The organism is Winogradskyella thalassocola (assembly GCF_900099995.1).
Taxonomy (GTDB): Bacteria; Bacteroidota; Bacteroidia; order Flavobacteriales; family Flavobacteriaceae; genus Winogradskyella; species Winogradskyella thalassocola.
The window spans coordinates 1,417,470-1,433,352 of sequence record NZ_FNCZ01000001.1 but is presented as its reverse complement, the minus strand read 5'-3'; the positions used below and the strand labels follow the sequence as shown (position 1 = coordinate 1,433,352).

Annotated in this window: 14 protein-coding genes; 7 read left to right on the top strand and 7 right to left on the bottom strand. The window is 31.8% G+C overall.

Annotated features, from left to right (window positions below):
• Positions 1-55 precede the first annotated feature (55 nt).
• From BLT80_RS05825 to BLT80_RS05810, 5 genes are all read left to right on the top strand, one after another.
• Positions 56-2,236 carry a T9SS type A sorting domain-containing protein gene (locus BLT80_RS05825; protein WP_092466618.1) on the top strand — a complete coding sequence of 727 codons (2,181 nt, stop codon included), beginning with the start codon at positions 56-58 and terminating at the stop codon, positions 2,234-2,236.
• A 670-nt stretch (positions 2,237-2,906) separates the two neighbouring features.
• On the top strand, positions 2,907-3,071 hold the full coding sequence (locus BLT80_RS20010) for a hypothetical protein (protein WP_175455548.1): 165 nt from the start codon (positions 2,907-2,909) through the stop codon (positions 3,069-3,071).
• Between the two features lie 15 nt (positions 3,072-3,086).
• A complete protein-coding gene (locus BLT80_RS05820) occupies positions 3,087-4,223 on the top strand; it encodes a phosphoenolpyruvate carboxykinase (ATP) (RefSeq protein WP_139181022.1) in 1,137 nt (378 codons plus the stop codon).
• A 31-nt stretch (positions 4,224-4,254) separates the two neighbouring features.
• Positions 4,255-5,307, top strand: coding sequence for a nucleotidyltransferase family protein (locus BLT80_RS05815; protein WP_092466616.1), 1,053 nt, complete (start codon positions 4,255-4,257; stop codon positions 5,305-5,307).
• A gap of 253 nt (positions 5,308-5,560) precedes the next feature.
• Positions 5,561-6,133 carry an outer membrane beta-barrel protein gene (locus tag BLT80_RS05810; RefSeq protein ID WP_092466615.1) on the top strand — a complete coding sequence of 191 codons (573 nt, stop codon included), beginning with the start codon at positions 5,561-5,563 and terminating at the stop codon, positions 6,131-6,133.
• A 76-nt stretch (positions 6,134-6,209) separates the two neighbouring features.
• On the opposite strand, the gene BLT80_RS05805 is transcribed toward BLT80_RS05810, so the two are convergent.
• From BLT80_RS05805 to BLT80_RS05785, 5 genes are all read right to left on the bottom strand, one after another.
• The gene (locus BLT80_RS05805; protein ID WP_092466614.1) at positions 6,210-7,154 is read right to left on the bottom strand and encodes a UDP-glucuronic acid decarboxylase family protein; all 945 of its coding nucleotides are present in this window, start codon (positions 7,152-7,154) and stop codon (positions 6,210-6,212) included.
• Positions 7,155-7,825: 671 nt separating this feature from the next.
• Positions 7,826-9,130: a Glu/Leu/Phe/Val family dehydrogenase gene (locus BLT80_RS05800; protein WP_092466613.1), complete on the bottom strand. Its 1,305-nt coding sequence runs from the start codon at positions 9,128-9,130 to the stop codon at positions 7,826-7,828.
• A 295-nt stretch (positions 9,131-9,425) separates the two neighbouring features.
• Entirely contained in the window at positions 9,426-10,730 is a 1,305-nt protein-coding gene (gene nhaA / locus BLT80_RS05795) for a Na+/H+ antiporter NhaA (RefSeq protein ID WP_092466612.1), read from the bottom strand.
• A 242-nt stretch (positions 10,731-10,972) separates the two neighbouring features.
• Positions 10,973-11,389 (bottom strand): DoxX family protein, encoded by a 417-nt coding sequence (locus BLT80_RS05790; protein ID WP_092466611.1) that lies wholly within the window; start codon positions 11,387-11,389, stop codon positions 10,973-10,975.
• Between the two features lie 37 nt (positions 11,390-11,426).
• On the bottom strand, positions 11,427-11,648 hold the full coding sequence (locus tag BLT80_RS05785; RefSeq protein ID WP_092466610.1) for a hypothetical protein: 222 nt from the start codon (positions 11,646-11,648) through the stop codon (positions 11,427-11,429).
• Between the two features lie 226 nt (positions 11,649-11,874).
• Between BLT80_RS05785 and BLT80_RS05780 the strand changes: the two genes are divergently transcribed.
• Positions 11,875-13,464 carry an FMN-binding glutamate synthase family protein gene (locus tag BLT80_RS05780; protein ID WP_092466609.1) on the top strand — a complete coding sequence of 530 codons (1,590 nt, stop codon included), beginning with the start codon at positions 11,875-11,877 and terminating at the stop codon, positions 13,462-13,464.
• A 141-nt stretch (positions 13,465-13,605) separates the two neighbouring features.
• Here the strand turns inward: BLT80_RS05780 and BLT80_RS20375 are convergent, their stop codons facing one another.
• Together BLT80_RS20375 and BLT80_RS20370 are read right to left on the bottom strand one after the other, a co-directional pair.
• Positions 13,606-13,728, bottom strand: coding sequence for a hypothetical protein (locus BLT80_RS20375; RefSeq protein WP_262508020.1), 123 nt, complete (start codon positions 13,726-13,728; stop codon positions 13,606-13,608).
• A gap of 21 nt (positions 13,729-13,749) precedes the next feature.
• Positions 13,750-13,872 carry a hypothetical protein gene (locus tag BLT80_RS20370; RefSeq protein ID WP_262508019.1) on the bottom strand — a complete coding sequence of 41 codons (123 nt, stop codon included), beginning with the start codon at positions 13,870-13,872 and terminating at the stop codon, positions 13,750-13,752.
• Here BLT80_RS20370 and BLT80_RS05775 point away from each other — a divergent pair.
• Positions 13,865-15,841, top strand: coding sequence for an FUSC family protein (locus tag BLT80_RS05775; RefSeq protein ID WP_245710126.1), 1,977 nt, complete (start codon positions 13,865-13,867; stop codon positions 15,839-15,841). The genes BLT80_RS20370 and BLT80_RS05775 overlap by 8 nt on opposite strands.
• Positions 15,842-15,883: the final 42 nt, after the last annotated feature.

Here is a 15,883-nt window from a genome sequence, read left to right as displayed (position 1 = left end):
AACTCATATATATTTACTGAAACTAATATCTCTAAACAATTAAATCACCCCTAAGATGATTAAAAAACATGTCTATTCTATTTTAACCCTTTTCACGTTGTTTTTTATGAGCAGCGAAATATATGCTCAACAAAATGTTTTTAGTCGAAGTGACGTTACTACAGGTAATTTTGGAGATGGCCAACTACCATGGTATTATGAAACTTCAACTATTTCTCAAGGAGATCCTGACAGTGGCAGCACCACAAGAAATTTCGTTAAAATAGGCCATAATAACAATACTATCATGTCAACTAATGGTCGCTTTTACCTTGTAAACACTCTCGATTTTGAATCTGCTGCAACTTCAGCTAGAACTATAAACAATATCAACGGAGGACTATCCGTGTCAGGAGGTATTTACAATGCTTCAATTGCTACCCATACTATAAATACTCCAATAGGCATTGATGGTCCTAGCGTACAAATACACTCAAATTCTAGTGGTGGCTTCATAATCGACCAAACTATATTCATAAATAGTAATACTGTCGAATTCGGGAATTTAGGTTCAGGAGAAATTGTTGTAAATGGAGTCATGCAAGGCACAGGTAATATGCAAAAAACAGGAAATAATACGCTCGTAACTACAGCATCTAACACATACTCTGGCACAACAACAGTTATTACAGGCACCTTAAAGCTTCAAGGCAATCTTCTAAATAGTGCAATAACAGTGAAATCTGGTGCCACACTAGAAATTAATGGAAGTATAACCGTAAAATCAATAATCGTAGAAGCTGGTGGTTATGTACGCGTCAATTCAGGAATGACATTAACGGTTTCAAATGAATTAACACTAGAATCTAATTCAATGCTGTATTCAAGTTTAATTTCAGATGGTACAATTTCGGGAATTGTAAAATATAATCGCCATGTAAACAATAACGACTCTGTAAATGGTAATGACTTAATAAGCGCACCATTGTCTGGACAAGCTTTTAATACATTTATAGCTAACAACCCTAACATAACATCCAATCCTACAGGACCTGAAGTATTATTTGGTCGTTTTGATAATGATAGCAATACCAGTCCTTATGAACTTTGGAACGACACTGACACAACACCATTAGCTGCTGGCAAAGGGTATCGCTCGGGTATTGCAGAAGGAGCGCTAAGTAATCTCGTAACCTTTGAAGGTGCGGTAAGTACTGGATTGGTCCAAACCTATATTGATCAAGGTACAGAGAGTACCTTAAACTTAATTGGAAACCCTTTTCCTTCTTACTTAGATGCACAGGAATTTTTATCGCATAACGCTAGTTTATTAGATCCTAGTGCTGTTGTTATATATGGTTATAACGACAGTACAGATGGGAGTTCTGCTGGAGATTACACCATAATAAGTGCTTTATTGAACACCGATATAAATATCGCACCAGGTCAGGGCTTTTTTGTAGCTTCCAATAGTTTAGGTGGTAATATTGAATTTACTACAACCAGTACCGATATGCGTTTAGCTTCTGGGGGAGATGATTTTATTACAGGGAGAAGTACTTCAACTGCAATTACCAATTTAAAGTTAAATCTAAATAAAACTACTGATAATTTTATAACTGATATTTTCTTTACAGAATATTCTAGTCTCGATTTAGATCCAGGCTATGACGCGAGTTTATTAGGAGGTGTAGCTCCTTCTTTTGCTTTGTATTCGCATTTAGTTCAAGAAAATACAGGAGTCCCTTTCGCAGTGCAGGCCCTTGGTAAAACGGACTATACTGATATTACAATTCCATTAGGAGTAAATGCAAACCAAGGAGAGCAACTTACTTTTAGTATCATTGAAACTAATTTACCCAGCTCAGTAGACGTTTATTTAGAAGACAATGTTGATAATACATCAACTCTTTTAAACACTAGCAATTACGTTCTTACACCAAGTGCAGACCTTTATGGAACGGGGCGTTTTTACTTACGCGTATCGAATAGCACATTATCTACACTAGATAGTAACTTAGACGAATTAAACATTTACACCAATAAAGCAGATAATACCATTGTTATTGCTGGTCAATTATTAGAACCTACAACAGCATCTATTTATGATGTTCAAGGACGTTTGATATCCACAACGTTATTACAAACCAATCTTAGATCACAAGCTATAGATGCAAGTAAATTAAATAATGGCATCTATGTAGTAAAACTGCATAATGCAGCTCAAAACAAAACTCAAAAAGTAATTTTAAGATAAGTATAAAATTTTTAATAATAAATAACAAAGCGCACCTTCTAAAGGTGCGCTTTGTTGTTACCACCAATTACAAAAAAATAAAATGTAGTTTCCTTGAAAAACAATTTAGCTAATCCAAGGCGTTAGTTAACATACTTTTCTTTTCAATATATTTTAAGTTAAAAATAAGGGCTTACCATTAGCAATTCAAGCTTTTATGTGAATTGAATTATACTCATATGCGAATTCTATTTGGTGTTAACTTAAATCTCGTTGAACCATGAAGGTTTAACATAAGTGCCAGTAGTTTTTCTATAGCTACCAACTTACACTTAGAAGACACTAACACTTTATTTTTTATAAAGTTAAATTTTATATTATGTATGATTTTTAACAAATTAGCGTATATTACCGACTTAATTTAAGAGCTATATTTAACGTAAAAGCAATTAGAAAACAGTTAAAAAAAGTACTGTATAGATATATTAAAAACCATACGCTCACTTATTTCGTAAATAAGAATGAAACCCATGGTTTTTTTATGGTGGTAGTTTTACATTTTAAGTGTAATTCAACAGAGAACTATGCTGTTTCATAGAGTAAATTTAAATTAAATGTAAACCTTTTCGTATTATTACTTTTTTAAATAAATAATTTTATTATTTTTGAACTCAAATTTAGGGCAAGAGCCATGAAGCAAGAAAACAACTCAGATAAAATCACTCGTAAAGAAGCCATTTCAAAAATGGGTAAATATGCTGCAATAACTGCAGTAGGAACATTTGTGATTTTAAATCCACTTAAATCGCAGGCACAATCTCTACCTCCTGATCCAGGTGGAAACCCATTCGATTAAATTTCTATTTCTATTTTGAATACTAAATTAGCACCAACATATGAAAAAATGTTTGGTGACTATTGGGTATTGTGGTATGCCATTTCTAATAGTTACAGTATTATTAATTCGGAATTTAGGCTACTTTTGGATTCTTATCTTGCATCCGATACGCAAACCGAATTTTCCTCTACTATTTCAAATCATAGTTGTAACTCAGATAGCTCAAATCTTTCTGAAACCATTCATAATTACCTCAAAGACTGTAATACTCCTTATAGCCTGCCTAATAAAAGTTCGGACGTTTTAAATATATCTTATCGAAATATTTCTAAGCATTACTTATTTGGCTCTAAAAATATTCAAATTTATTACAGCTCTGAGCTAGTACTAAAAACAGTTCATCCTGCTATTGCACATTATAGTAAAACAACCACAACTGAAACCGATGTAATATTCGATATTTATTTAAAGAATGATAACTTATACCTTTTTAAGAATGGAGAATTAATGTCTTGTGTTCCTAAAAAAGAATATCATCTTTTACAAGGTAAATTCATCATGCAACTACTCTGTTCTTTACATAATAAAACGGAACAAGATTGGATTGGAACGCTTCATGGTTCAACTATTACAGATGGTAATTCATCTATCCTTTTTATTGGGAAATCCGGAAAAGGAAAAAGTACGTTATCCGCATTATTAGCTATAAATGGCTTTGAATTATTAGCTGATGATGTTTCTCCTTTGCTCTCTGAAAATCAACATATATACTATAATCCTTTATCTATTTCTATTAAAGAAGGAGCTTTTAACCTACTGCAACCACTAGTAAAGAATTTCGAAGAATTACCAATAGTAGAATTTAACAAAACTAAAGGTCAATTAAAGTACATGCCTTGTATAAAACCAAAACACGATCATTATTCATGCCAGGCAATTGTTTTAGTAAATTACAAACCCGAATCAGACACCATAATAGAGCCGATTTCTATCAAACACATTTTAGAAACCATAATAGAAGACTCTTGGTTATCACCAAATCCTCAGCATGCTCAGCAATTTTTAGATTGGCTACAAAAAGCTAAACTACTTCAATTAACGTATAGTGATACTAATAGTGTGTCTTCTAAAATCTCAACGTTATTTAAACAATTTAATCACGAAAATTAATAGTCTATATTAGTAGTCTGTATTGAGGTCTATGAATAATTTAGCTACTACATATCAACATATTGCAGATATCTTAAGTTTTGACACTCCAAATTCTAAACTCGAGAAAACGATTAGTAACTCTTCTTTTAATTGGGATAGTATAGTGATTGAAGGTAGCAAACACCTAGTATTACCTACAATATATTGTAGATTAAAAGCGAAACAACTTCTTCATATATTACCCGAAGAATTGATTGGTTACTTAGAAGAAATCACTAACATAAATAGGTCTAGAAATTTAAGAATACTCAATCAAGTACATACTATATCGCATATTTTAAACCAAAACAATATAAATCATGTCTTTTTAAAAGGTACTGCGTTACTAGTTTCAGGATGTTATAAAGATAATGGGGAACGTATGGTTGGTGATATTGATATTTTAGTCGAAAAATCAGAAGTGCATAATGCTTTTGATATTTTGAAAAACTCAGGCTATAACAAAACATTTGGCTTTGCATACAAAAAAAAGGATTTTAGACATCTTGATCGTTTAATCTCAGATAATGAATTAGCTGCAATTGAACTACATTCCGAGCTACTAAACAAAACACATTGGCCACTAATGAATATGGAATTCATTCTTAATTCTAAAAAAATTATAAATACAATCGCTATTCCTAATACACACTATCTAAGCCAACACTTGATATTAAGCTGGCAACTAAATGATAAAGGTCTTTATTATAATATAATAAGCTTAAAATCAATTTATGATTTGCTTTCTATAGGAACACATAAGGACAATAATATTATCCAGAATATGATGAATTCCAAATATGGTCAATCTTATTTAGAGTTAGCTAAATATTATTTTCCTGAATTCTCTGATATTACCTCTAATAATTACATGAAATATAGAGGTTTTTGGCACAAAATTAAAATGTCTTTCAAACCCTTAAGAATTATTATCAATTGTATTCAACTAGCTACTATTTTTATAACGAGTCGTTTATACTTAGTTTACTCTAATAGAAATTATACAAAGCATATAATTAAGGAGAAAATATTAAAGAAAACTAATATTTTCAATATCTTTTAATTTAAAGTCTCTTAAAATATAGAAATTTTTTCTTTCTGTTTTTTTTATTTTAGGCTAGCCTTAAGCCATATGAATTGAACTTTTTAAAAATTATTATTATTTAAATGCAAAAAATGACGAAAATCCCCCTAATAAATCGGTTTTATGTCCATTTTAAATCAATTTTAATTTTTTTTGATTATTATTATAATAACTTTACCTCTATATTTGTTTTATAATCATTAAAGTTTACCTTTGAAAAAATTATTTTAGTATGAAAAAAATACTTTTACTAGCTTTATTAATAACATTTAGCATCTCTTCTTTTGCACAAAGAAACGATAAAGATTGGTTTCTGAGCATTGGTGTCAATGCTATCAATAGTTTGGGAACTAAGTCTCCAATTAATAGTCCTGAGGATTGGAGCTTTAATACTCCTATTTCTGCTGCAGTTGAATTTAACTGGACAGACCAATTTGCAATAGAACAATCAATTACTTTTAACGGTTTTACCGATGATTCGAGTATTGATTACCGTTATACAAATGAGGATTATAACTATTTATCTTTAGATACACATGTAAAATATTATTTTGGAGAACTTCTTTTTGGTCGTGCTAGAAATGATTGGTTTAACTTATATGCTAATGCTGGTGTAGGTTTCTTTCATATAGATGAGACTAACATCTCTGCAAACATTGGTGGTGGCGTTTTATTTTGGTTAAACAGAAATAGAACTTTTGGCTTAAGAGCTCAAACTATTGCTAAATTTGCTTTTAACCATTCAGATAGTGGTTATGACAATAATCATTATCAATATCACTTACAAGCTGTGTTTAAGTTGTAATACGCTTATTAATTATAAAAAAGCCGTCTTAAAACTATTAGTTTTTTAAGACGGCTTTTTTTATAGAGGAATACGGTTATATCCCTTTTAATAATTTATCAAAATATTTAATTGTATGCCCTAATCCTTCTTTCAAATGCACTTTAGGTTCCCAACCATCTAATTCTTTCTTTGCTAAACTAATATTTGGCTGACGTTGTAAAGGATCATCTTGTGGTAACGGAAGAAAAGTGATTTTAGAATTAGAATTTGTTAAATCGATTACTTCTTTTGCCAATTCCAACATAGTAAATTCTATTGGGTTTCCAATATTTACCGGGCCAACAAAACCATCTCTACTATTCATCATTCTATGCATACCTTCAACTAAATCATCTACATACTGAAAACTTCTAGTTTGCGTTCCATTACCAAAAATAGTAATATCATCACCATTTAAAGCTTGTACAATAAAATTTGAAACCACACGACCATCTTGAGGATGCATTTTTGGACCATATGTATTAAAAATACGAATGATTTTAACATCTACATCATTTTGATTATGATAATCCATGAATAGAGTTTCTGCACAACGCTTACCCTCATCGTAACAAGACCGCAATCCAATAGGATTTACATTCCCCCAATAACTCTCAGGTTGTGGATGTACCGCTGGATCACCATATACCTCACTAGTAGAGGCCTGTAATATTTTTGCTCCTACACGTTTTGCTAGTCCCAACATATTAATTGCTCCCATAACAGACGTTTTTACGGTTTTTATAGGGTTATGCTGGTAATGCACAGGTGAAGCAGGACACGCTAGATTATATATTTCATCTACTTCCGCCATATAAGGATTAGTAATATCATGTCGCACTAATTCAAAATAATGGTGATCCATTAAATGTTCAATGTTTCGCTTAGAACCCGTAAAATAATTATCTAAACAAATAATTTCATTACCTTCATTTAATAGACGTTCACATAAGTGAGAACCGACAAATCCAGCCCCACCAGTTACCAAAATTCTTTTCATAAATTAGTTATTTCCATTAGTCAAAAATAAGATATATTTTCATTTAACAGCATCTAATACTCAGTAAACTTAAAATTAAGCATCTGTTTTAGACACCTATAAAGTTCTGGGAATTGGGATTAAATTCTAATGGAGTTTCTAAAAAATTTTCTAGTAGGACAGCAAAAAACTCATATTGATTGGTATAAGTCTATGCCCTAAAATATTTTGAAGCAATTAAATCTTGTCTTACCCATTCGTTTTCCTGCAAGCAGGTCGTTAATTTTTTAAACCCTTTATTAAAAATCAAACTACGTATATCATTTTTACGAGAAACATTTAAGTGAATAGCATGCCCAAATTCATGAATATCTGAATTAAGATTATCGGCAATTTCATATCCATATAGAAAATCTTCCCATGAAAAAACAATAGTCTTTAACTGGGGATTATAGAACTGTTAATTATTAATTAATCTAATTTTGCAATCATTAAGACAGCTATATCAATAGAAAATTACATTAGCCCTGTCTCTAAGTATTCTTTATTTTAATACAATTTTTACAACATTTAGAGTTCTACTTTTCTAGTATAAACACTTTTTAAAACTTCTATATAACAAGAAAAGTAAGTATGGTCATATAAACGCATACTTACTTTTCTAAAATTAAATTCTCCTATGATTTTATAGTCTATGGAAAAATACCTCTTTGTACATAAGCTTTTTCAATGCGTTCTATAGCAATGCAAAAAGCAGCCGTTCTCATATCTATACCTTCACTCTCTGAATAGTTATAAACTTTATCAAAAGATACTTTAAGCTTATTACGCAACTTCTCCATAACTTCTTCTAAATGCCAAATCTCACCACTTCTGTTTTGTAACCATTCGTAATAACTTCCAATTACACCACCCGAATTACATAAAATATCTGGAATAATAACGATGCCTCTTTCCATCAATATTTTTTCACCTTCAACGTTTGTTGGACCATTAGCACCTTCAGCAATTAGCTTTGCTTTTATATTAGGCGCATTTTTTTTAGTAATTTGATTTCCTAATGCTGCAGGAATACAGATATCACAGTCTAATGAAAAGAATTCTCCCTTCTCAACTGGAGTAGAATCTGGATAATTTACAATAGTTCCTTTGTTTGCTAAATTATATTTAAATAGTGCTTCAACATCTAGACCATCTTGATTTTGAATACTTCCCTGAGCATCTTGAACACCTACTAGTTTCGCACCATCTTTTTCTAAGAAATGCGACGCCCAATACCCAACATTACCAAAACCTTGAACGATAAACTTTTTACCGTTTAATTCCATATCATTTTTGTCTGCCCAAAATTTAATTGTTAAATAAACACCAAATCCTGTGGCTCTATCTCTACCTTCTAGCCCTCCACTTCCATCAGGCTTTCCTGTAACGACATGCTGATTAGCTGAACGTTGCGCAGGAGGCCTTGTACTCATATAGGTGTCAGCAATCCAAGCCATAGTTTGACTGTTAGTATTAACATCTGGAGCAGGAATATCATGCTCTGGACCGATATTATCAGCTAAAGCATAGGTAAAACGTCTTGTTATACGCTCTAGTTCGTTTTCTGAATATAATGCTGGATCAATTTTGATACCTCCTTTTGCTCCACCATATGGTAAACCAGCTAAAGACGTTTTCCATGTCATCCACATGGCTAATGCCCTTGCTGCATCTAAATCTACTGTAGCATGGTAACGTAAACCACCTTTATAAGGACCTAACGCACCGTTATGCTGTACGCGATAACCTGTAAAAACTTCAACTTCTCCATTATCCATTTTCACTGGAAAATTTACCAAAATCTCGTTGTTAGTGATGCTTAATATTTTCCTAATATTAGGATGAAGATTAATATGATTGGCAGCACTATTAAACTGCTCCATTACATTATCCATCATACCTTTTAAAGGCACTTTTTTATTCTTTGTTTTTGAATCTTTTTTTGAATTTCCCATTTATGTGCTCGTATTTTTGGAATTATATATTTTTACGCAGCAAAAATAACACTTTCCATAATAAAAAGAGGTTTTATTATTAAATAACTAAACTAGATTCTAAGTAAATATTACATTTTTTTAAAATCAATATCGTCCACCATTTATATACTCCTTGTCAGTAAGCCAATAAAGCACATTTGCTAAAAAAACACATCATTTTAATACAAAGAGATTTTTCTTAATTTATTTATAATGGAACAAAAATTGAAAAACCAATTCCTTGTAGAAAAATAACAAATCCATTCTGTATGAGTTACGATTGTGTTTTTGATGATGCTGAACGCAAAATAAAATAACCGATAATTGCGGAGATTAATGACCCTATTAAAATTCCTATTTTAGCAGAATCTATAAATTCTGGAGTTGAAGCAAATGCTAAACTCGCAATAAAAATAGCCATAGTAAACCCAATACCTGCGATAAATGACACTCCTAAAATGTGTCTAAAACTAATCTCACTTGGCACTTCTATCAATTTAATTTTTTTGGCTAAAAACACTATTAAGCTAATACCAATACCTTTACCTAAAACTAAACAAATAATAATATTTGTAACCAATGCTATTTCGAGATTTTCTGAACCCGAAATTAAAACCCCTGCATTGGCAAGTGCAAAAATTGGAATAATAAAATAGGCCACCCAACCATGTAAATTATGTTCCAAATGTTGCAATGGAGATTGAAATTTAGAGGACCAGTCCTCTAAATCATCTATATGTTGAATTTGTTCTGTAGAAAGGATTGGCTTTTTTAATACGCTTGCAGTCTTAATATCATTATAAACGTTTTCTAATTGCTCTAAAAACGTTGATGTATCTATCTTTTGTCTTATAGGCACAGAAAAGGCTAATAATATACCCGCGACAGTTGGATGAATTCCAGATTTTAAGAACAAGAACCAAATGATTATACCAAAGAAAAACATAAGAAATCTAGAATAGACACCTTTATATGATAGAATGTATAAAACCACTAACATCGCTAAGGCAATCAACAACAACGTTATATTAATACTTCCACTATAAAACAATGCAATAACCAACACTGCACCAATATCATCTACAATCGCAAAAGCAGTTAAAAACACTTTAAGACTCAAGGGGACACGCTTCCCTAGCGCATTTAAAATAGCTAATGAAAATGCAATATCAGTAGCCATCGGTATTCCCCAACCTTTAGTTGTTTCCGGATTTTGATTAAGTACTAAAAAGAAAACAACAGGAACCAACATACCTCCTAAGGCACCAATTAATGGAAATGCGATTTTTTTTGGAGAGTTGAGTTCTCCAATCAAGAGTTCACGCTTTATCTCTAATCCAATCAGAAAAAAGAATATCGCCATTAGCCCATCGTTAATCCAAAGAATTAAAGGCTTTTTAAACTCAAAACTTTCAGTTACAACTCCTATATCATATTGCCATATTTCTCTATAAATATCACCATAAGGTGAATTTGCCCAAATTAAAGCTAATATTGTAGCAAGCAATAGTAAAATACCACTGAAGCTTTCAATTTTTACGAATTTTTGGAATGGTGTGAGAAATACTTCTTTGATCATATAAATAGTTTTGTTGCGAAAAAGATTAATTTCAAATATAAGGTTTCAATATAAGATAGCTTTAAATACATTTTCAATTTAAATAATATTTAACGTAAAAAGTCATTATAATTCTAACACCATATATTATTAACTGCCTTTTGTTTTACTATTTTTTACAAATTCACAAATCAAAAAAAACATAGTCCCCTATATCACCTTGCACGTATTGAAAATCAAACTTAAAGTCCCATTACTTTAAATTATTTGTTTTTACTTTTTAAAAAAGCATCAATAGAAAATTTACCTGGCCCCGTAAATAACAAGGTAATGTAACCCATACCATAAAGCATTGCTTTTTCCATACCACTAAAGCCATCCGAAATATGAACTATAAATACAGCCACCAACATAGTGATTATTAATGGCACCAATGCCCAACGCGTTAATATGCCTAATGCTATAAGAACACTACAAACAACCTCTGCAAACACAGCCATCACTAGCGATGTGAATGCTCCAAGTCCAAAAGGATCAGCAAATTGAATATCTCCTCCACTAAAAAGCATATTCCATTTACCTAGACCATGCCCAAAACACATACCTAAGCCTAGAAATAGTCTTAATAACAAAAGACCTAAATCATTAATAGTACTGATAGAATTATTACTTGTTCTCATATTTGAAATGTTTTTGATATTTACAAAGAAACAGATTTCACATTAAATTAAAATAAAGGACTCTAATTCTTAAGTGATGATTTCCAAAATCGTCGTTCACAAAATGAACCTCAACATCTTCTTTTACTTTTGTAATTAAGGGTTTTGTAACTCCATCTCTGGTAATTTCGTTCTCGTAAATACAATACACTATATAAATATAAAACTTAGCATCTTCAATAGTTTTAATCGTTCTGAAAAATTTAACTTCATTTATCAATCAGATTTCTTTCTAAATTTTGTGCGTCTATAAGTTCTTTAAAAAAGTAAATTCTAGAAGAAGAAACATCGATTCTTAATTTTATATTTTTTACGAGATTTACAAAATAAAAAGAGATAATTATCAATTTCAAAAATTATTAAGTAAAAAAAGACAAACTCTATAATTTTAATTTATTATTTGATTGGGTAATCTTATCTTTGCCAATTAATTTAAAATTATCACCATGAAAGTTCGTGAATATTTTATTATAATTTCTACAGTCGTAGTTTTAGCTATCGTTGGAATAGCATTTTTTTGGCAACCTATTTTATGGCTATTTTTGCTTGTAGGACCACTTGTGCTGTTAGGGGTTTTTGATATTTTTCAAATCTCGCATACTATACGACGTAACTTTCCATTATTAGGTCGTTTTAGATATGTTTTAGAGTCGATCAGACCAGAAATAATGCAATATTTTGTTGAGACTGACACTGAAGGAAGACCTCTTAACCGAATTTTAAGATCTTTAATATACAGAAGAGCAAAAGGCTTAAACGATACCGAACCGTTTGGAACCCAAATGGATCTTTATCATTCTGGTTACGAATGGCTGGAGCATTCTATGTACGCCAAAACAAACCCAAAAAATATTGGTGAATTTCCACGTTTAATCATTGGAGGAAAAGACTGTAAACAACCTTATTCTTCAAGTTTGCTAAATATTTCTGCAATGAGTTTTGGATCCTTAAGTAAAAATGCTGTATTGGCTTTAAATAAAGGAGCTAAAATGGGGAATTTTGCTCACAATACTGGTGAAGGTGCTATTAGTGATTATCACCTAGAGCATGGCGGTGATTTAATTTGGCAAATTGGAACTGGGTATTTTGGTTGCCGACACGATGATGGTACCTTTAACGAAGTAACCTTTAAAGAAAATGCGCTACGAAAAGAAGTTAAGATGATTGAGATTAAATTATCTCAAGGTGCTAAACCTGGTCATGGTGGTATTTTACCTGCTTCAAAAAACACGGAAGAAATTGCAAAAATCAGACACGTAAAACCTGGTATTGCAGTACACTCTCCTCCTTCGCACTCTGCATTTTCTGACCCTATTCAGTTTATGCATTTTATAAAAAAACTTAGAGAACTTTCAGAAGGAAAACCAGTTGGTTTTAAGCTTTGTTTAGGTAGGAAACAAGAATTTATGGATTTTTGTGAAGCTATGATTTACACAGGAATTCTACCAGACTTTATAACCGTAGACGGTGGTGAAGGTGGAACTGGTGCTGCTCCTGTAGAATTTTCTAACTCTATGGGAATGCCTTTACGTGAAGGGTTAATTTTTGTACATGATACTTTAGTGGGTTTCAATTTAAGAAAAGATATCAAAGTCATTGTTGCCGGAAAAATCATCACAGGTTTTCACATGGCAAGAGCTTTAGCTTTAGGTGCAGACGGTTGTAACAGTGCACGTGCTATGATGCTTTCTATTGGTTGTATACAAGCGTTACAATGTAACACTAACACCTGCCCTGTTGGTGTGGCAACTCAAAACCCATCTTTAGTAAAAGGATTGGTTGTGGAAGACAAAGCACCACGAGCACAACGCTATCATGAAGCAACAATTCACAGTTTCTTAGAGCTTGTGGCTGCTGCAGGACTTAATAGTCCGGCTGAATTAACACGCGATCACATTAGCAAAAGGGTTGGACTTTACGTCGTGAAAACTTATCATGATATCTACCCACCTATTGAAGAAGGTTCTTTGTTAAACATTGACACCATTCCTAAAGAATACGAGAAGTTTTTTCAATTGACACGGATTATGAAGTAACATTAATATTTTCCATAATTTTTAAAGCTGTTAATTTTCATTTCATTGAAAGTTAACAGCTTTTATTTTTCTTCAATGTTCTATAATAGTTAAACATAAAAAAAAATATCCTTCCTATTCAAGTCGTATCTTTGTTCCAAATTATAAAATCATTAATCTCATTTTAACGCTCATTTCAAAACACGCTAAAGAATTATTAGAATTCTTTAAAAGCACTAGCTTTTCTAAAGCCGTTTTAATTGGTGTTGCTGTCACTATACCCATAGTTTTAGGTATCGCAACTAATCAATTTGAAGTTGGTCTTGCTCTTTGCTTTGGTGCATTTTGGTGTTCTCCAAGTGATGTTAGTGGTCGCTTAAAACATAAGCAAATTGGAATTTTATTTTCTTCGGTTTTAGTTGTGGTCATTAGTTTTATTGGTGGTTATCTTAATATTTCAAATTACTTACTTTTTCCAATTCTAGGATTTTTAACATTCAGTATTGCCTTTATTTCCATCTATGGTTTTAGAGCATCGTTAATTAGCTTTTCAGGATTATTGGCTTTGGTTTTAAGTTTTGCGCATACTTCAGAAAACTTAGAGGTCTATCAATATGCATTGTTTATTGGTATTGGAGGTATTTGGTATTTATTGCTTTCCACATTATGGTTTCAACTCAACCCAAAAGCTCAAACCGAAGAAGCACTAAATGAAACCTTTATACTTACAGCCGATTTTTTAGATACTAGAAGACAACTCATAGGTGAGCAACCAGATCGAGACAGTTTGCAAACTCAACTTATGACCTTACAAAGTGCGTTAACCGAGCATCATCAAACTTTACGTGAAATATTAATCTTATCTCGAAAAAGTTCGGGGAAATCTAACTATCAAAGCAGACGCTTATTAGTATTTGTCCAACTGGTAGAAATGTTAGAAACTGCGGTTGCAAACCCAGTGAATTATGATAAAATGGATTTGCTTTTTAAAGAACATCCTGAATTTAAAACTGATTTTCAGAAGTTGATTTCAGAATTCTCTCATCAATTGCGTTCTATTGCTGAGAACATCAATAAATCGAAACTATTTCCGTCGAACAAAGTCCTTTATGATGCTTTTAAAATGTTAGAGCATGACATTTTAAAATTCAAAAACGAGAATCACATTGAAGATTATGAACGCTATTTAATGCTTCAAAACCTATTAGACTATCAAAAAAAACAATTTGAAAAATTAAAGAAAATAAAATGGCTGTTGGGTAATCCTGAATTAACGTCAGATGATTTTATTAAAAATGACAAACTAAAACGTTTTATAGATTCACAAGATTACAACCCTAAATTAATTCTTAGAAACCTTAGCTTTAGGTCAACCATTTTTAGACACTCGTTACGATTAGCTGTTGCGGTAATGTTGGGTTATGGAATTGGTTTATTTTTCGATTTTCAGAATCCTTATTGGATTATACTTACTGTAATTGTAATTATGAGACCGAGTTACGGCCTTACAAAAACACGTTCTAAAGACCGAATTATTGGTACGCTCATTGGAGCAGCTATAGCAAGTGGCTTAGTTTTCACCATTAACAATCCCTACATTTATGGTGCGCTAGGCGTACTATCCTTAGTAGTTGCGTTTTCTATGGTTCAGAAAAATTATAAAGCCTCGGCAACCTTTATTACACTGAGTGTCATCTTTATTTATGCCATCTTACAACCCGATATTTTAAAGGTGATTCAGTTTAGAGTTATAGACACACTAATTGGTGCTGCACTCTCTTATATGGCAATGCGATGGCTTTGGCCTGCATGGTCATTTATGGAAATTGGAGATAGCATTAAAGATAGCTTAAAAGCGAACACCGCATTTTTTAAATCCATTAGCACCTACTATCAGAAAAAAGGTATTGTACCAACAAGTCTTAAGGTAAATCGAAAAGAAGCCTTTTTACAAACCTCTAATTTAAGTTCTGCATTTCAGCGCATGGCTCAAGAACCAGAATCTAAACAAAACCACATAGATGACATTTATGAACTTGTGGTTATTAACCATAGTTTTTTATCGTCGTTGGCATCTTTGAGTACTTATATTCAAAGCCATGTAACAACTGAAGCTTCTGAAAATTTTATATTAATTTCAGAAAAGATTAATGATAACCTCGATAAGGTTTGTTCTCAGTTAAAGGCTATAAATTTTGAAAATCCATATACAAACGTTTCCATTTTTAAACCAGAACCATTCAACTTTCCTATTAATAGCATCACTACTGACGTTATTTCACAGACTGATAGTGAACGTACACATAAAGAAGCACATTTAATTTGGGAACAACTGTATTGGTTGTTTAGCCTAAGTGAGAAGATGTTAAAATTGACAGCTAAATTTAAAGTAGATTAATGTTTCTATTAGCTGCTAGTCAGATTTTTACATTAAAAAACC

What these genes read in the sequence shown, in the direction of transcription:
- BLT80_RS05825 (WP_092466618.1), top strand. Translation starts at nt 56, where the DNA reads ATGATTAAAAAACATGTCTATTCTATTTTAACCCTTTTCACGTTGTTT.
- BLT80_RS20010 (WP_175455548.1), top strand. Translation starts at nt 2,907, where the DNA reads ATGAAGCAAGAAAACAACTCAGATAAAATCACTCGTAAAGAAGCCATT.
- BLT80_RS05815 (WP_092466616.1), top strand. Translation starts at nt 4,255, where the DNA reads ATGAATAATTTAGCTACTACATATCAACATATTGCAGATATCTTAAGT.
- BLT80_RS05810 (WP_092466615.1), top strand. Translation starts at nt 5,561, where the DNA reads ATGAAAAAAATACTTTTACTAGCTTTATTAATAACATTTAGCATCTCT.
- BLT80_RS05805 (WP_092466614.1), bottom strand. Translation starts at nt 7,154, where the DNA reads ATGAAAAGAATTTTGGTAACTGGTGGGGCTGGATTTGTCGGTTCTCAC.
- BLT80_RS05800 (WP_092466613.1), bottom strand. Translation starts at nt 9,130, where the DNA reads ATGGGAAATTCAAAAAAAGATTCAAAAACAAAGAATAAAAAAGTGCCT.
- nhaA (WP_092466612.1), bottom strand. Translation starts at nt 10,730, where the DNA reads ATGATCAAAGAAGTATTTCTCACACCATTCCAAAAATTCGTAAAAATT.
- BLT80_RS05790 (WP_092466611.1), bottom strand. Translation starts at nt 11,389, where the DNA reads ATGAGAACAAGTAATAATTCTATCAGTACTATTAATGATTTAGGTCTT.
- BLT80_RS05780 (WP_092466609.1), top strand. Translation starts at nt 11,875, where the DNA reads ATGAAAGTTCGTGAATATTTTATTATAATTTCTACAGTCGTAGTTTTA.
- BLT80_RS20375 (WP_262508020.1), bottom strand. Translation starts at nt 13,728, where the DNA reads ATGGGTATAGTGACAGCAACACCAATTAAAACGGCTTTAGAAAAGCTA.
- BLT80_RS20370 (WP_262508019.1), bottom strand. Translation starts at nt 13,872, where the DNA reads ATGACCACAACTAAAACCGAAGAAAATAAAATTCCAATTTGCTTATGT.